At 65.3% G+C, this 15,748-nt stretch carries 12 protein-coding genes; 4 read left to right on the top strand and 8 right to left on the bottom strand.

The window, feature by feature from the left end; translation table 11 throughout:
- Positions 1-153: 153 nt before the first annotated feature.
- On the top strand, positions 154-768 hold the full coding sequence (locus AC3ITW_RS12110) for a TetR/AcrR family transcriptional regulator (RefSeq protein ID WP_448123025.1): 615 nt from the start codon (positions 154-156) through the stop codon (positions 766-768).
- A 260-nt stretch (positions 769-1,028) separates the two neighbouring features.
- On the opposite strand, the gene AC3ITW_RS12105 is transcribed toward AC3ITW_RS12110, so the two are convergent.
- From AC3ITW_RS12105 to AC3ITW_RS12090, 4 genes are all read right to left on the bottom strand, one after another.
- A complete protein-coding gene (locus AC3ITW_RS12105) occupies positions 1,029-1,955 on the bottom strand; it encodes an ABC transporter six-transmembrane domain-containing protein (protein ID WP_448123024.1) in 927 nt (308 codons plus the stop codon).
- Positions 1,956-2,155: 200 nt separating this feature from the next.
- Positions 2,156-3,232 carry an ATP-binding protein gene (locus AC3ITW_RS12100; protein WP_032970513.1) on the bottom strand — a complete coding sequence of 359 codons (1,077 nt, stop codon included), beginning with the start codon at positions 3,230-3,232 and terminating at the stop codon, positions 2,156-2,158.
- Positions 3,233-3,235: 3 nt separating this feature from the next.
- Positions 3,236-3,952, bottom strand: a complete 717-nt coding sequence (locus tag AC3ITW_RS12095) for a response regulator (RefSeq protein WP_012511167.1) — start codon at positions 3,950-3,952, stop codon at positions 3,236-3,238.
- 58 nt (positions 3,953-4,010) lie between these two features.
- Positions 4,011-4,622, bottom strand: coding sequence for a hypothetical protein (locus AC3ITW_RS12090; protein WP_489389536.1), 612 nt, complete (start codon positions 4,620-4,622; stop codon positions 4,011-4,013).
- A gap of 194 nt (positions 4,623-4,816) precedes the next feature.
- Here AC3ITW_RS12090 and AC3ITW_RS12085 point away from each other — a divergent pair, with 194 nt between their 5' ends.
- Together AC3ITW_RS12085 and AC3ITW_RS12080 are read left to right on the top strand one after the other, a co-directional pair.
- Complete coding sequence (locus AC3ITW_RS12085) at positions 4,817-5,998, top strand: efflux RND transporter periplasmic adaptor subunit (protein ID WP_489389535.1); 1,182 nt, start codon at positions 4,817-4,819, stop codon at positions 5,996-5,998.
- Positions 5,999-6,000: 2 nt separating this feature from the next.
- Entirely contained in the window at positions 6,001-7,944 is a 1,944-nt protein-coding gene (locus AC3ITW_RS12080; RefSeq protein ID WP_489389534.1) for an ABC transporter permease, read from the top strand.
- A 133-nt stretch (positions 7,945-8,077) separates the two neighbouring features.
- On the opposite strand, the gene AC3ITW_RS12075 is transcribed toward AC3ITW_RS12080, so the two are convergent.
- The 4 genes from AC3ITW_RS12075 to AC3ITW_RS12060 all read right to left on the bottom strand — a co-directional run bounded on the left by AC3ITW_RS12075 (position 8,078) and on the right by AC3ITW_RS12060 (position 13,331).
- Entirely contained in the window at positions 8,078-9,238 is a 1,161-nt protein-coding gene (locus AC3ITW_RS12075) for a M23 family metallopeptidase (RefSeq protein ID WP_489389533.1), read from the bottom strand.
- Positions 9,239-9,317: 79 nt separating this feature from the next.
- Positions 9,318-11,027 carry a sensor domain-containing diguanylate cyclase gene (locus AC3ITW_RS12070; RefSeq protein WP_489389532.1) on the bottom strand — a complete coding sequence of 570 codons (1,710 nt, stop codon included), beginning with the start codon at positions 11,025-11,027 and terminating at the stop codon, positions 9,318-9,320.
- Positions 11,028-11,172: 145 nt separating this feature from the next.
- Entirely contained in the window at positions 11,173-12,315 is a 1,143-nt protein-coding gene (locus tag AC3ITW_RS12065) for a hypothetical protein (protein ID WP_153675724.1), read from the bottom strand.
- 371 nt (positions 12,316-12,686) lie between these two features.
- Entirely contained in the window at positions 12,687-13,331 is a 645-nt protein-coding gene (locus tag AC3ITW_RS12060) for a TetR/AcrR family transcriptional regulator (protein ID WP_489389531.1), read from the bottom strand.
- Between the two features lie 123 nt (positions 13,332-13,454).
- Here AC3ITW_RS12060 and AC3ITW_RS12055 point away from each other — a divergent pair, with 123 nt between their 5' ends.
- Positions 13,455-15,743 (top strand): TonB-dependent receptor, encoded by a 2,289-nt coding sequence (locus AC3ITW_RS12055; protein WP_198283141.1) that lies wholly within the window; start codon positions 13,455-13,457, stop codon positions 15,741-15,743.
- The last annotated feature ends 5 nt before the right edge of the window (positions 15,744-15,748 follow it).

The raw sequence follows: 15,748 nt of genomic DNA, 5'->3' as shown, positions 1-15,748 counted from the left end.
ACTGCAAATGCGAATTAGTTACATCATATTAAACTAAATTGATCGTGCCGCAACCGGGGCCTGTCCACGGACCGCAGCGACGCGTTGACCGCGGCGTCGCTGCGGACCACCATGACAGCCCTTGCCCGCGCACCGCGCAGGAACCGTTACCGCATGGCTGCACCGAAAAAGACCGCTGCCCGTGGGCGACCGCCCACCATCACCCGCGAGCGCATCGCCGACGCCGGCATTGCCATGACGCTGCCGGGGCTGAGCTTCGTGGGCGTGGCGGCGGCGCTGGGGGTCAGCCACATCGCGCTGTACAAGCATGTGGCGAATCTGGCGGCACTGCGCGAGCTGGTGGCCGAGGCGATCTTCGAGCGTTGGCAGGCGCCGGCGCTGGATGCCGACGCCGATGTTTCCATCGAAGCGGACCTGCGCGCATTCCAGTGTTCATTGCGGGCGCTGGTGGATGCGAATCCGGGCCTGGCGCCGTTCCTGGTCAGCCACGGCGCGAAGACGCCGGAGATGCTGGCTCGCATCCAGCGCCACCATGCCGAGTTCAGTCGTGTACATGGCCTGTCGCTGGAGCAGGCAGCGTGGTTGCTGTCGACCGTGGCGTATCACGCCGTCGCGTTGGCCGACACCGTGTACTCGCGGAATGCGGTGGTCGATACATCGCGGCGGCCACTGGATAGGAAGGCACAGCAGGCCGAGTTCGACCGCAGCATGGAGGCGTTGATCATCGGTGCGTTGGCGATGTGCGGGCGCACGGCAGCCTCCGGGTAAGCCCCATTCAAGGTTGGCGCCGTTGTCGTGGTAGTGGCCAACCTTGATTGGCCCCGCGATGTGTCGGCGCCCACCAAGGTGGGCAGCTACCGGTCAAGCGGCGTCCTTGCGCTCAGCATCCTCCATGCCAGGGCTGACTCGCCGGCCGATGTCCTTCAGCGAGGTAACCGCCAATCCTGGTTGGCACCGTTGCGCCGGTAGTCGCCAACCTTGGTTGGCGCCGCTATACATCGTTGCCCACCAAGGTGGGCAGCTACCGGTCAAGCGGCGTCCTTGCGCTCCGCATCTTCCATGCCAGGGCTGACGCGGCGGCCGATGTCCTTCAAGCGCGCCAGCTGATCCACCATCGACGGTGCATCGTCCAGACTGCCGACGAACGTCCACAGGTAGGTCATCACCGCGTACACATGACCCGGCGTCACCCCGTCGGTGGTGGCGAGACGGCCGATGGTCAGCGCGAACAACACCGCCGCCGCCGCGCCCACTACCACGAAGGCCCCAGCTTCTCGGTCCGAGAGCAGGATGCGCAGCCGCGACAGCGTGGTGTAATGGCGACGCAGCACCGAGGGACTGACCCGATCGACCAGGCGGATTTCATGTTCCAGCCGGTTGTTCAGGCGCCCATGCAGCTGCTCGTTGCGGCGTGCGAACGACGGCATCAGCAACACCGCTCCGAGCAGGGCGATCAGGCTCGCGGCGCCCACCAGTGGTTCGATCACCAGCAGCATCACCGCCGCACCGAACATCGATACCAGCGCGGTAGCGATGATCGGTACGTGCTTTTCGAAGAAGTCGACGAACTCACGAGCCAGCACCACGCGTGCGGCCGAGGTGGAGGTGGCGTGGCCCAGCCTGCGCTGCGCCTGCACCACGTTCACCGCCAGGTCGGCATAGATGCGGGTGAAGGTGCGGGTATCGACCGCACGGCGGGCGGCACCGACCAGCCAGAACAACAGCACCACGCCGGCGTAGGAGATGGCGTGGCCGATGTCGCCGCGGATGATCGCGTCCACCGCGAAGCCGGCAAACAGCGGATACGCCAGCAGCAGCGCGTTCTCCAGCGCCACCAGCGAGAACGTGCCGGTGAGCTGCCACGGGTAGGTGCGCAGGATGGCCTTGAGGGTGGCGGCCGCGTTCTGCTGGCCGATGCTACCGGCGGCGGCCGCCGGATCGTGAGGGGGTTTCATGGGGATGCCTGGGCAAGGTGGAGACAGGGCAGGGGGCTGGATACCTGCCGCCTCCCTGGTCACGCCCAGTATCTGCAGCCCTTTGGAGCGGGCATGGAGGGACGATGGAGATTGCGTGGAGAAATCGGCGCCGTTCAGCGATGCGAATGCCCACCAAGGTGGGCCGCTACCAGAGCAGCGTCTGCCGCAACCTTGCGCCCTCAACGGCGCGCATGCACTGGCCAGCGGATCTCGAACGAACTGCCACCACGTTCGGTGGCCCGGCACTGCGCTGTTCCGTGATGGGCAACGGCAATCGCACGTACTACCGCGAGGCCAAGCCCGGAGCCACCGCTCTGCCGGGAACGCGAGACATCGGTGCGCTGGAAGGCCTCGAAGATGCTGTCGCGCAACTCGTCCGGCACGCCGGGGCCGCCGTCCTCCACCGCTACGGTGCAATGGCCTTCGGCCAGGGTGACGGCCACCCGCAGCGGACACGGAATGGCATGCCGCCGCGCGTTCTCCAGCAGTGCCAGCACGGCCTGGCGGATGCGTGCGGGATCGCAGTCGGCCAGTGACGGGCGCGCATCCAAGGTCACCGAGAAGCCGCTTTCGGTCAGCGCTTCGGACATGGCTTCCACTACCGCGGCCACCTGCACGCTGACATCGCTGCGCTGCAGGCGAAGATCCAGATGACCACTCTCTGCCAGGCTGACCACGCGCAGGTCCTCGATGATCCGGGTCAGGCCTTCCAGCTGGGTGAGCATGCTGTTGAACTGCTCCGGCCCGGGCTCGAATACCCCTTCGGCAATGCCCTGCAGGCGGCCGCGCAGGATGGTCATCGGCGTGCGCAGTTCGTGCGCGATCGCGGCGTTCCAGAACACCCGGTTCTCGGACATCCGGTTCAGCCGCTCTGCCATGGAGTTGAAGTCGCTGACCAGCGTGGCGGCTTCGGTCATCGAGGTATCGCCACCGCGTGCACGTGCCTCCAGATCACCGCTGGCGACCCGGCGCAGGCTTTCGGCCACCGAGTTCAACGGGGTAATGATGCGGCGGGTCAGGCGCGAGGCGACCAGCGTGGCGAAGATGACGACAACGGAGGCGGTCAAGCCGATCCACAGCCACTCCAGCCCCGATGGCATGATCGTTTCCGGCTCGTCGTACCAACGCGGGTAGAACACTTCCATCAGGTAGTAGAACAGGTAGAAGCCGCTGATCGACAGCACCGTCGAGCACAGCGAGGCGACCGTGATGGACAGCGTGATCTGGCGGCCGATGCTCTTGCCTTTGGGGTTCATCATTCAGTCCAGGAAACGGTAGCCAACGCCACGGATGGTGGCCGGAATGCCGATGACGCCCACGTCCTCCAGCTTGCGGCGCAGCTTGCTGACGTGGCTGTCCACCGTCCGTTCCTGCGCATCGCCCTCGGGCAGGCAGTTGTGCAGAAGATCCAGCCGGCTGTGCACCTGGCGTGGTGCGCGCGCCATGTGTACCAGCAGGCGGAACTCGGTGAGCGTGAAGGTCAGCGCGTGCAGTTGCTCATCTGTGCGCACGGTCACTTCATGGCTGCGCAGGTCGATCTCGAACGGTCCCTGGCGGATCACCCCGCCGGGCGCATCGCTGGGTTCTCTGGCACTCCGCCGCAGCACCGCCTGGATACGGGCGACGATCTCGGCCGGATTGAATGGCTTGGCAACATAGTCGTCGGCGCCGACCCGCAGGCCGGTCAGCTTGTCCACGTCCTGGTCGAGTGCGGTGAGCATGATCACCGGCGTATTGCCACGCCTGCGCAGTTCGCTCAGCACCTGCCATCCATCCATCCTCGGCATCTGCACATCCAGCAGCACCAGATCCGGGCGTAGCTGGCGATGGCTGGCCAGGGCCGCCTCGCCATCGACCGCGCGGACGCTGCGCAGGCCGGAACGCGCCAGGTACGCACCGAGGATGTCGGCGATCTCGCCCTCGTCTTCGGCAATCAGGACCAGGGGTGCCTGGCGCATGCGGGTATCGGGTTTCATTGCGTGATGCGGCTTTGGAAAGTGAGCAGGTGAGGGCGGGGCGACGTCAGTGGCGAGGTCATCGTCGGCGTTCCATGGCCTGTGCTTCCTCGTTTGCGGCCCAGGCCAGCGTGGCCAGCACCAGCGTGCGATGCAGCGACGGCGCCAGCAGCCGCCCTTCGCGCAGATCCCGTGCAGCAAGGGCGGATAGCGCTGCCGACAAACGGGCCCAGCGCGATGCCATGTCCGCCGCATCCACCCGTGCCTGCAGGCGGGTGGCCATGCGCATGATGGCGCGCAGGCGGAGCGTCATCTGGGTGGCGACCAGCAGGGTGGCGAGGGCGAGCAGAAGAGGCAGCGTGGCACCGGCGGCGGTTGGCTTCGTCTCCGACGAGACCGCCAGGCCGATCAGCGCCAGCGAAGCGGGCGATCCGAGGCGGCTCGCGTGGCCTGGCCCATCGCTGCGGAACCACAGCAGGGCGGCAGCACCGAAGCCTGCCAGCAGGGGCGCCAGCACATGCGGACTGGCCAGCGTCCAGGCCGTGGTCGATGCCAGCACCAGGGCGAGCAGCCACGGCGAAGGCGCGCACCAGGCCAGGTAGGCACGACGCACATCGATCGACGGCAGGTCTGGATGGGGACGGAGCACGGTGGGCAGGCAGTCGGCAAGGTTGCCGAGGCTAGCCGCCATTGATGGAGACTCGGTCGAGATTGTGTCGAGATTGCGTGGACACGGATCGACTGGTTCAGCCGCCGGCGGCGTGCCTGAACGGCTGCCGGATCTCCATGCAATCTCCACAGTGGCTCCAAGAAACGTCCACCCCTGGCTTGCAGACTGCGGCCTCAGCGGTCGCACTGGGTGGCCGCCCGCAGCCGGGCGTTTCGATGAACAACCGCAGGATCTGGACCATCGCCGCAGCCGTGGCTCTCATTGCGGGCGCCGCCGGCTGGTGGGCCTTTGCAGACAGCGATGATGCCGCGCTGATCACCGCGCCGGCAAGGGTGGCGGATCTGGAGAAGACCGTGCAGGCGGTGGGCCGGGTCCATCCCAAGGAGCTGGTGGCGGTGGGTGCGCAGGTGTCCGGCCAGGTCAAGCGCCTGCATGTGGTGCTGGGCCAGCGCGTGCAGGCCGGCGACCTGATTGCCGAGGTCGACTCGCAGCCGCAGCGCATCGCCTTGCGTAGCGCCGAGGCGGCTGCCAATACGCTACGTGCCCAGCATGCCGCCAGCCAGGCCCGTTACGTGCAGGCCGGCCGTGTCTACGAGCGGCAGTCGCAGCTGGTGGCGTCGCGCCTGGTGTCACAGGAAGGTTTCGAAGCCGCGCGGGTGGCACGTGATACGGCGCGCTCAGAGATGGCCGCGCTGCAGGCGCAGATCGACCAGGCCGTGACCCAGGTCGAAACCGCGCGGATCAACCTTGGTTATACCCGCATCGTTTCGCCCAGCGACGGCTACATCGTCGCTATCGTCACCAAGGCCGGGCAGACGTTGAACTCGATGCAGACCACGCCGACCATCGTGATGCTGGCGCAGATGGATACGATGACCGTGCGCGCCGAGATCGCCGAGGCCGATGTGGAACTGGTCGCGCCCGGCCAGCCGCTGTGGTTTTCGACACTGGGGCCGAGTGGCCGCCGCTACGAATCCCATCTGCAGCAGCTGGAACCTGCGCCGTCGACGATTGCCGATGTGGCCACCGGCAGTGCGGGTGGCTCGGCGCAGACGCCCAAGGCGGTGTACTACGCCGGCCTGTTCGATGTGGCCAATCCGGGTCTGAAGCTGAAACCATCGATGACGGTGAAGGTCACCCTGCAACTGGCACGTGCTGCCAATGCACTGCAGGTACCGTTGACCGCATTGACCGAATCCGAAGACAAGGACAGCAACCACGGCACGGTGCAGGTGGTCGATGCCAAGGGCCGCGTCACCGAGCGTGAGGTCAGCACGGGGTTGCGCACTGCTACGGCGGTGCAGATCCTGTCCGGGCTGAAGGCAGGCGAGAACGTGGTGGTCGGCCAGGCGCCCAGCGGCGCTGAGCCGGAAGCTGCCAGCCTGTTGGGGATGTGAGCATGGCCGACGCACTGCTGGAGCTGCATGGCGTATCGCGCGCCTATCGCTCGGCCGCCGGTGAAGTGGTGGTGCTGAAGGATGTCTCGCTGCGTATCGACGCCGGTGAGTTCATCGCCATCATCGGCCCGTCCGGTTCGGGAAAATCAACGCTGATGAACATCCTCGGCTGCCTGGACCGGCCGACCGCAGGCAGCTATCGCGTGAACAGCGAGGCCACCGAGCAGATGGCGCCGGATGCGTTGGCCCGGCTGCGCCGCGAGCACTTCGGCTTCATCTTCCAGCGCTACAACCTGATGGAGAACCTGAGCGCCACCGAGAACGTGGCATTGCCGGCGGTCTATGCGGGCGTGGATGCAGAGACGCGCACCGCGCGTGCCCGCGGGCTGCTGGAAACGCTGGGCCTGGGCGAACGCACCGCGAACCGACCGAGCCAGCTGTCCGGCGGCCAGCAGCAGCGCGTGTCGATCGCCCGTTCGTTGATGAACGGCGGCGCCATCGTATTGGCCGACGAGCCGACCGGCGCGCTCGATCACGCCAGCGGCCAGCAGGTGATGGCCGAACTGAAGCGCCTGCATGGGCAAGGCCACACGGTGATCCTGGTGACCCATGACGCTGCAATTGCCGCACATGCCGGCCGGGTGATCGAGATTGCCGACGGAAGAGTGGTCTCCGATCGCGGTGAGAGGGCGCCGGTGGTGGCGCCCGCTGCATCCATCGCCGAACGCGGGTCGTCCCTGATCGCCGAGCGCCGTGCACGCCTGGACGCGGTGCGCGAGGCCGCGCGGATGGCGGTGCGTTCGATGCTGGCCCATCGACTGCGGACCTTGTTGACGATGCTCGGCATCATCATCGGCGTGGCCGCCGTGGTGACCGTGGTCGCGCTGGGCAAGGGCGCGCAGGCGCAGGTGGAATCACAGATCAACGAACTGGGCGCCAGCACGCTGGAGATATTCCCCGGCGCCGATTTCGGCGACCCGCGCTCGGCGGAGATCGAGACACTGGTGGTGGGCGATGCCGACCATCTGGCCGCGTTGAGCTACGTGGACAGCGTCAGCCCCAATCTGACGGGCTCGGTGGCAGCACTGCAGGGCAGCCGCCGTGCCAACACCCAGGTGCAGGGCGTGGGCGCGGACCTGCCGCGTGTGCGCGGGCTGCGGCTGAAGGCTGGGCGCTTCTTCACCGATGCCGAAGTGGATGCGCATCGTGCGGTAGGCGTGGTCGACCAGAAGGCGGCCAAGGCGTTGTTCACCGGCAACCCGATCGGCAGTACGGTGCTGTTGGGCGGCATGCCGGTGGAGGTGATCGGGGTGGTGGGTGCAAGCGCCTTTGCCGGCGGTGCGACGCCGACGGTCTACGTGCCGTACACCTCGGCCGCCTCACGGCTGCTGGGCAGCCAGCGCCTGGAGAGCATCACGGTACGGGTGCGCGACAACGTGCCGACCACCGCCGCCGAAGCCTCGCTGGCAGCCGAACTGCAACGGCTGCATGGGCGGCGTGACTTCTTCATCTACAACGCCGATCAGATCCGCAAGGCCGTGATGAAGTCCAGCCAGACCATGGCGGCTCTGGTCTCCGCCATTGCTGCGGTGGCGCTGGTGGTGGGTGGAGTTGGGGTGATGAACATCATGCTGGTGTCGGTGAAGGAGCGCGTGCGCGAGATCGGCGTGCGCTTGGCGGTGGGTGCGCGGCAGGGTGACATCCTGCGCCAGTTCCTGATCGAGGCGGTGCTGATCTGCCTGTTCGGTGGTGTGCTGGGCGTACTGTTTGCGTTCGGCGTGGGTGGGCTGTCCAGTCTGTTGTCGCTGGGCGTGCCATTCCTGTTCACGCCCGGGCCGGTACTGGCTGCATTGGCGTGCTCATCGGCGATCGGGCTGGGCTTCGGCTACTTCCCGGCGCGCAGCGCCGCGCAGCTGGACCCGATCCAGGCGCTGGCAGCGGAGTAGGGCCGCACCCGCTGCGCGACCTTGTAGAGCCGAGCCATGCTCGGCTGCTCTCCGGCCAGACCACGATGAACCCTGCGCTGCGCGCAGCAAGCCGAGCATGGGCAGGAGCACTCTCTACAGCAGAGTGGGTCTGTCAGCGCGGCGGGAAGGCAATGACGATGTCGTTCAGCGGCAACTGGTTCTCGCGCGGCATGGCCACGCCGGGTTTCCAGACGTCACCCTGGCCGAACAGTTGTGCCTCGCTTTCAGGGCCGAAATCGTCGAAGGACTGGAAGACATAGGGAATGCCTTCGGACCCTTCGAACGTGGCCTTGTTGGAAAGCTGGAAATGCAGGTGTGGCGCAGCGGAATTGCCCGACTGCCCCAGCTGCGCCAGCACCTGTCCGCGCTGGATCCGTTGCCCGGGTCTGACCTTGACACTGCCTGCGCGCAGGTGGGCGTAGCTGGCGAAGACATCCGGCGCGATTTCCAGCACCACGTAGTTGCCGAACAAGCCGTCGGCGGTCAGTGACGTTGGCTCCGGTTGTGCGGTCAGTGGGGCATGCTCCGGCTGTCCGTCGCGGGTGGCGCGGACGATGCCATCAGCCACGGCCAGCACCGGTGCCGCATAGCCCACCCAGTCCGAGTGGCGGGTGTGCTGCAGATCCTTTGTACCGGGCCGCAACGCGCGGCCTTGTACGTCCACGCCGACCAGATCGAGGGCGAAGCGCTGTGGAATGGTCAGCTCACCATTGACCGCAACCAGGCTGCCCCAGTGGTGCGACTGCGCCGCGCCCGGTCCTTCATGCGCGAGCCAGTGGCCACCCTGCAGCGGCGGCCCCACGGCCAGCACTGGCGCAGCATTGACCTGCACGCTGGCGCCATCCAGCAGTACGTTGCCGTGATGCTCGGTGCCCAGCAGCATGCGGTGGCGGAGGGTGTGTGGAACGGGGGTGCCAGGGGGCAATGACAGCCACAGGAAAACCACCAGCCGCTTGCCGGGCGCAATGCTGAGGGACACATTCTCGGCCGGCATTGGCCGAACCCAGCCGCGCAGAGCAGGGCCGTCCAGCGTCAGCAGCGATGTTGCAGCGTTGTCGGCGAACACCTGCAGCGACTGCGGCTGCAGCGCGCCGGTATCGCCGTAGAAATTGGTGATGTGCAGTTCATAGGCCAGATGACGCAGGCCGTCGCTGCCGATGAAGGGCGCTGGCGCGAAGGGCACCCTCGCTTCGACCGGTGCAGGGGCTGGCGCCGGCAATGCGAGTGAAGGAAGCAGCAACAGCAGCAGGACGAGGCGGATGCTGCGGGTCATGTGCGTTCCCCAGGGGGCCGTTGGTGGCCGCCGCCGAGAATAGCGCTACGCTGGGGGTACATGTATACCGGCTGAGGTATCAGGGCTCCGGCCGGGGATGCCTGCGCACACGTGCCCGCTCGCGGTACAGCCGGCTGTCGGCACGCTGCAGGGTGTCGGCCACCGTCTCTCCGGGTGCATGGTGGGTCGCGCCCAGCGAGAAGGGCGTGGGTGACTGCCCGGCATGCTGTGCATACCACTGCTCGAGCGCGGCCAGCCGTCCGGGTTCCGGGGCGGTCAGCACCACCATGAACTCGTCGCCTCCCATCCGCACCACGTTCTCCGCCGTGCCCAGCGGAGAGCGCAGGAAGGTGGCGAACTCCACCAGCACCGTGTCACCCCGCGCATGGCCCTGGCTGTCGTTGATCTGTTTGAAATGATCGAGATCGAACATCAGGCAGGCCCATGGCTGCTCGCCCAGTTCGTCCAGGCGAGGCAGGAAGCGGCGGTTGTAGCTCTGGGTGAGCGGGTCCTTGAAGGACATCTCGCGCAGCTGCTGTTCCTGCATCCGCAGTGCGGTGACGTCCTGCGCATGGCCGAGCACGTAGGGTGGGTTGGCCTCGCTGTCGAGAACGTTGTGATAAGCCCAGTAGTGGCGGGTGCCATCGGCAGCGATCAGCTCGATGACGCCGGCATCGGTGTGGTTGACCGCGATGCGTTCCAGATACGCCTTGAAGGCGGCGCGCTTCTCCGGCGGCATCAGGTCACACAGGCTGCGCCCGATCATCTGGCTTTCGTCGAAGCCCAGCGACTGCACGGCCGCCGGGTTCACCGACGTCAGCGTGCCATCCAGCGTATGCGTGCAGATCAGGCCGAGGCTGTAGTGGAACAGGCGCCGGTAGCGTGTTTCGCTCGCTTCCAGCGCATCCAGTGCGGCACGCTCTTCGGTGATGTCCTGGATGGCGCCGACCAGCCGTGGGCGACCATCAACCTGTTGCCGACCACCGACCACGCGGGTCCAGATCGAACGGCCGTCGGCGGTGGTCATCGGCAGCTGCACCTCCCACGACGTGCCTTCATCGATGCAACGCTGCACCGCCGTGCGGATGATGTTTCGGCTGTCCTCGCGATAGAACGAGAGCGCAGTTTCGAGCGTCGGTTCGAAGTTGCTGCGCACGCCGTGGATCTGCTTGGTTTCGCGGGTCCAGCGGACCTCGTTGCTGACCAGGTCCATTTCCCAGCCACCCACCCGGGCCGCGCGGTTCGTGCGCTCCAGGAAGTCCTCGCTGCGCTTCAGCTCACGATGCAGGGCCTTGGCCTGGCCGACCTGGGCCATCAGCGTGCTGCGCTGCTCCAGCACCTGGGTGGTGACCCGGGCCAGATGCACCATCAATTCGCGCTGCGAGGGAGACAGAACGCCCGGCATCGGGTCGAGCAGGCACAGCGTTCCAATGCGAGCGCCGTGCGCCGAGCCCAGCGAGATGCCGGCGTAGTGGCGGATGCGCGGGCCGCCGGTCACCAGCGGGTTGGTGGAGAATCGCGGATCCTGGCGCGCGTCCGGAACTTCGAACAGCTCATCCTGTTGGATCGCATGCGTGCAGAAAGAAATCTCGCGTGCGGTCTCGCTGACACCTTCCAGTCCGATGTTGGCCTTGAACCACTGACGCTCGTCGGCGACCACCGAGATCAGTGCCATGGTCATGCCGGTGGCGGCACGCGCGGCGGCGACGATTGCATCGAACACCGGTTCGGCTGGCGTGTCGAGCAGATGCAGGCGGTCGATTTCAAGCAGGCGGTCGGCTTCGTCCATGGCGCGTGGCGTGACTGGAGGCGAGGGCAGCATTAAAGGCAGTCGGCATGACGCTACGTCAGCAGATGTTATCTATGTCCGTATTGGGGTGATGCCGATGTGAGCCCAAGTTGTGCTGCCACAATCCTGTGACCGCAAGCACATATCACAAATGGCCGGCGCTGCCGCTGTCAGATTCTTGAGGAATGCAAGTCACCGCCTTGCGCCGAGGGAGGAACTTGCGAGTCATCGGGGGAGTGGAGATAGAACTTTGTGCGGGAACATCGACCATGGCAGCCGGTGCCCTTGAGCGGGGCGAACGCGGTAGGCCCTTCACGGGGACGAGCGGGAACCAGGACCTGACGTCCGCGCTTGGAATTGGTACTGACCCGGTTGGGTGAGTGGGCTTCCATTGGTTATGGGCGATGACGACATGGCTACCGAGCCGGTTCAGGATCTGTACGTCGCGAATCTCGTACAGGGTTGCGCCTGTGCCGTCCAGTTTGCGACAGGCCCGCACAATCCGCGACGACTTGGCAATGCGGCAACCTTCGCTGGAAACGACCACGCTTTGATGCTTCAACAGGCCTAGTTGGAAGGTGCTCGCAGCACGGTCAAGCGCTTCGAAGAGCGTACCTGCGAAGAGCAGTACGTAGATGATGATCGCGCCAAGGGCAACCAGTTTGTGGCGTGTAGGCAAGCTCCAGACGCTGAAGAAGGCGAAGTGCAGGATTGGCAGCACAAGCAGCATGAAACCGAACTGCCAGTCCGCCAGCGAGGCCGCAGCTTCATGGGTACCGAGCACCACAAGCGCTACGAGTGGCATTGAGAAAAGGTAGAGCCCGGCGGAGAGAAGGACCAGCCGAAGCGACCAGAAATCACACCACGGGGCGGCATTGCTGATGCGGCGCGCAGCAACATCTGGCGTGGAGGTCCAGATCATTGGAACAAACGCTGCTGTGGTCCCCAAGCCCATAATTATCGGAAAAACGGAATCATGGGCAGTGCCGAATTCAGAAATAAGTGCAACGTACAGGAGGCATTCTGCAATCAGTGCTCCCAAGATCAGCCAAGCCAGGCTATAGATGGTAAGCGTCCGTTCTCGGGTATCGGCCTTGCCGACACTGTTCTTACCGAAGATCAGTCCCAGCCTATGCCACTCGACCAACAGAATGGCCGGAATTAGCAAGACCAAGACGAAAACCAGCATCATGATGAAAGAGAACACCACGATCGCGAACGCGACCAGGCCGATATCCGTCAATGAAAGGCTGGGAAGATATCGGATGCGCCAGAAGAAGATCACCATCGCAAATGTGCCTGCGACAGCGAATGCCCACCTATGTGCATTGATCACATCCAATGCTGCTGCCGCACGCGACCACAGTGCGGGTGCCTCCTGCGTAGACGAATTCATTCCTGAGGGATAGGAACTGTGTGCAGACACTGTGCGTCATCCTTAAAGCATTGGGTCGCGACTGCTATCGGCCCGGTGCCTGCATTCTTTAATGGATCGGCCTTCAATCAGGCCTGACGGGTCGATGATCCCTAGGGCCATGGCGCGGCATTGTCAGATACACCGCCCTAATCGCTACCTTGAAAGTCGTTGGTTGTATCCCACGATCACAGCCTTGTTCTCACTGCAGCTCTTGCTCTGACGAGCGGTGATGCACGCGGCCCTCAATCCCCCATCACCCGCCGGATGGCATCGGCCAGCAGCGCCCGCACCCGCTCCGGCGGCAAGTCCGGATCGCGTACCGCACGCATCGCCAGGCCCTCCACCAGCAACCGCAGCAGCAGGGTGCGGCCTGCAATCTGCTCCTCGTCCACGATCCGGCCCTGATCGGCATCGCGCTGGCGCAACCAGGCATGGATCGCGGCACTGGTCTGCTTGTCGTGGGTGCGCAGCACCTCGGCCAGCACCGGGTCGCGATGCGCCTCGGCATTGATCTCCGCATACAGGGCCACGCTGGCGATGGCGTTGCCGTGGATCGGCAGCACTTCGCCGCGTGCCCATTGCTGGTAGCACTCCAGCAGGCCGTCCACCAGGTCCGATGCTGCCGGCATCTCGCTGATCGAGGCCTGGTCGTGGCGCAGCTGGCGCTCGATCAGGGCCAGGATCAAGGCGCGCTTGTTGGCGAAGTAGCGGTACATCAGCCCTTGGCTGATCTCGGCTTCGGCGGCGATGTCGGCAATGGAACCGGCATGGAAACCGCGGGTGATGAAGCACTTCTGGGCGGCATCGAGGATGCGCCGGCGCTGGGCCTCGGCGTGTGCGGCGGCAGGGTCGTCAGCGGATACGGCTACGGCGGTTTTCGGCGTCATTGCGAGAGGTAGGAGCGTCCAAGGGCGGGATAGTACGTCATAAAAGATGTGAATGAACGGTCATTCATTTGTAATTGCCGCCTTCCAGACTGCGCCGGCCTCCTCCTTCCGCGAATGAGTCCGATGCGCCACCTCCCGCTGCACCGCCCGTTGCTTACCCTCGCCATCGCCGCCGCGCTGCCGGTGCTGGCCCATGCCGAAGACAGTCCCAGCGCCGAGGCCACGGCGTCCGCCGACGCGGCCCGTGCCGTGGTTGCCCTCGACCAGGTGATGGTGACCGCCCAGAAACGCGCCACCAACCTGCAGGAGACCCCGATCTCGGTATCGGTGGTCGATGCCGAAGCGCTGAAGGACCGCAGCGCGATTTCGCTGGGCAGCTTGTCCGATGGCTCCATCCCATCACTGCGGGTCACGCCGTTCGCTACCCGCAGTTCTGCGCTGAACATCGGCATCCGTGGCATCGGTGCCTCCGGTGACGCCAACCAACCGGCCCGCGATGCCGGCGTCGGCATCTATGTCGATGGTGTGTTCATGGGCCGTGCGCAGGGCCTGGGCAGCATGCTCTACGACGTGGAGCGCATCGAAGTGCTGAAGGGGCCGCAGGGCACGCTGTTCGGCCGCAACACCGAAGGCGGCGCAGTAAGCATCGTGACCAAGCAGCCGACCGGTGAATTCGGCGGCAGCGTCAGTGCCGGTGTGTCCAACTTCAGCGGCTACAACAGCGCGCTGCACCTCGACCTGCCCAAGGTGGGCGATGTCAGCTTCAAGATCGATGCAGTGCAGGCCAGGCGTGGCGGCACCACCGACAATCCGATGCGTGGCGAGCGCGATTTCAACAGTTACGACAAGCGTGGCGCACGCCTGACCGCGCTGTGGCAGCCCCGTGATGACTTCTCGCTGCTGTACGCGTTCGATCGTTCCTACGACGCCACCACGCCGTACCACACCCAGGTGCTGGTACCGGGTGCCTACCTGAGCCCGCTGCAAAAGGCCGGCGCCAGCCAGGATCGCCGCGACAGCGCCATCCTCGGCGGCGCGCAGGAAGACAATACCGGCCGCACCAGTGGCCATCTGTTGAACCTGTCGTGGACGCTGAACGACAACCTGGAATTGAAGTCGATCAGTTCATACCGTGAACTCACCCAGGGCCAGTTCGACATGGGCCTGGTTGACGCGATCTCGGCCTATGGTGGCGCCGGTACGCCCTTCGGACGTTACAGCCTGGCCCAGGTCTACCAGCACCAGTACAGCCAGGAATTCCAGTTGATCGGCAACACCTCGCAGGTGCAGTTCCTCGGTGGCGCGTTCTACTACCACGAGACCGCCGGTGACAATGCGCAGACCCCGAACATGCTGGTGTGGGGCCCAGGTGGCAACAGCTATACGGTGAATCCGGCGACCAATCCACTGGATCTTTCGCGGGTGCGCATCGACCGCGCCAGCAAGGCCTGGACCGACAGCCTGGGTGTGTTCGGCCAGGCCACGTGGACCCCGGAGGCGCTGCAGCGCCTGCACCTGACCGCCGGTGGCCGCTATACCCGCGATGACAAGAAGGGCAGCCTGTACATCGTCAATGGTGCGGCGACCAACCTTGCGTTCAAGGACCGCTGGAGCCGCTTCGACCCGATGGTCAACATCGCCTACGACCTTGGCGAGCACGCGATGGTCTATGCCAAGTACAGCACCGGCTTCAAGGCCGGCGGTGCCAACTCGCGCTCGACCAACTACACCGCGTTCGGGCCGGAAGAAGTGACGGCCTACGAGCTCGGCTTCAAGTCGCAGTTCTGGGACAACCGCGCGCGCCTGAACCTGGCCGTGTTCGATTCGACCATCGCGCACAAGCAGATGGACTTCTCGCTGCCGTTCGACCCGAACAGTGGCGAGACCCGCACCACCATGGTCACCACCAATGCATTGAGCGATGGCAAGTCGCGCGGCGCGGAACTGGAGTTCAACGTGATGCCGGTGGACAACCTCACCCTCGGCCTCAACTACGCCTATACGAAGATCGACGCGCAGACCGCGACGGACCCGTTCGGTGCAGGGGTGCAGGTAACGGTCCAGCCGCTGCTGGCGCCGAAGAACGCGGGCAGCCTGTCGGTCGACTACCTGGTGCCGTTCGCCAACTTCTCGGCATTGAAGTTCCATGTGGACGGCAACTGGTCCGATGGCTACTACACCAGCGAGTACGACCAGATGCTGACCGACAGCTCGTTCGTGGTGAACGCACGGGTGGCGCTGGTGGATGTGCCGGTCAACAGCACCGGCACCACGATGTCGTTCTCGCTGTGGGCGCGCAACCTGCTGGATGAGCAGCACCTGTTCTACAAGATCAACAGCGCAGCGCTGGGCCAGAGCGGCATCTTCAACGACCCGCGCACCTTCGGCCTGGATGTGGCCGTCAACTTCTGATTCGA

It is taken from the genome of Stenotrophomonas sp. KH_052 (assembly GCF_057838755.1).
This window is presented reverse-complemented; position numbering and strand designations above follow the sequence as displayed.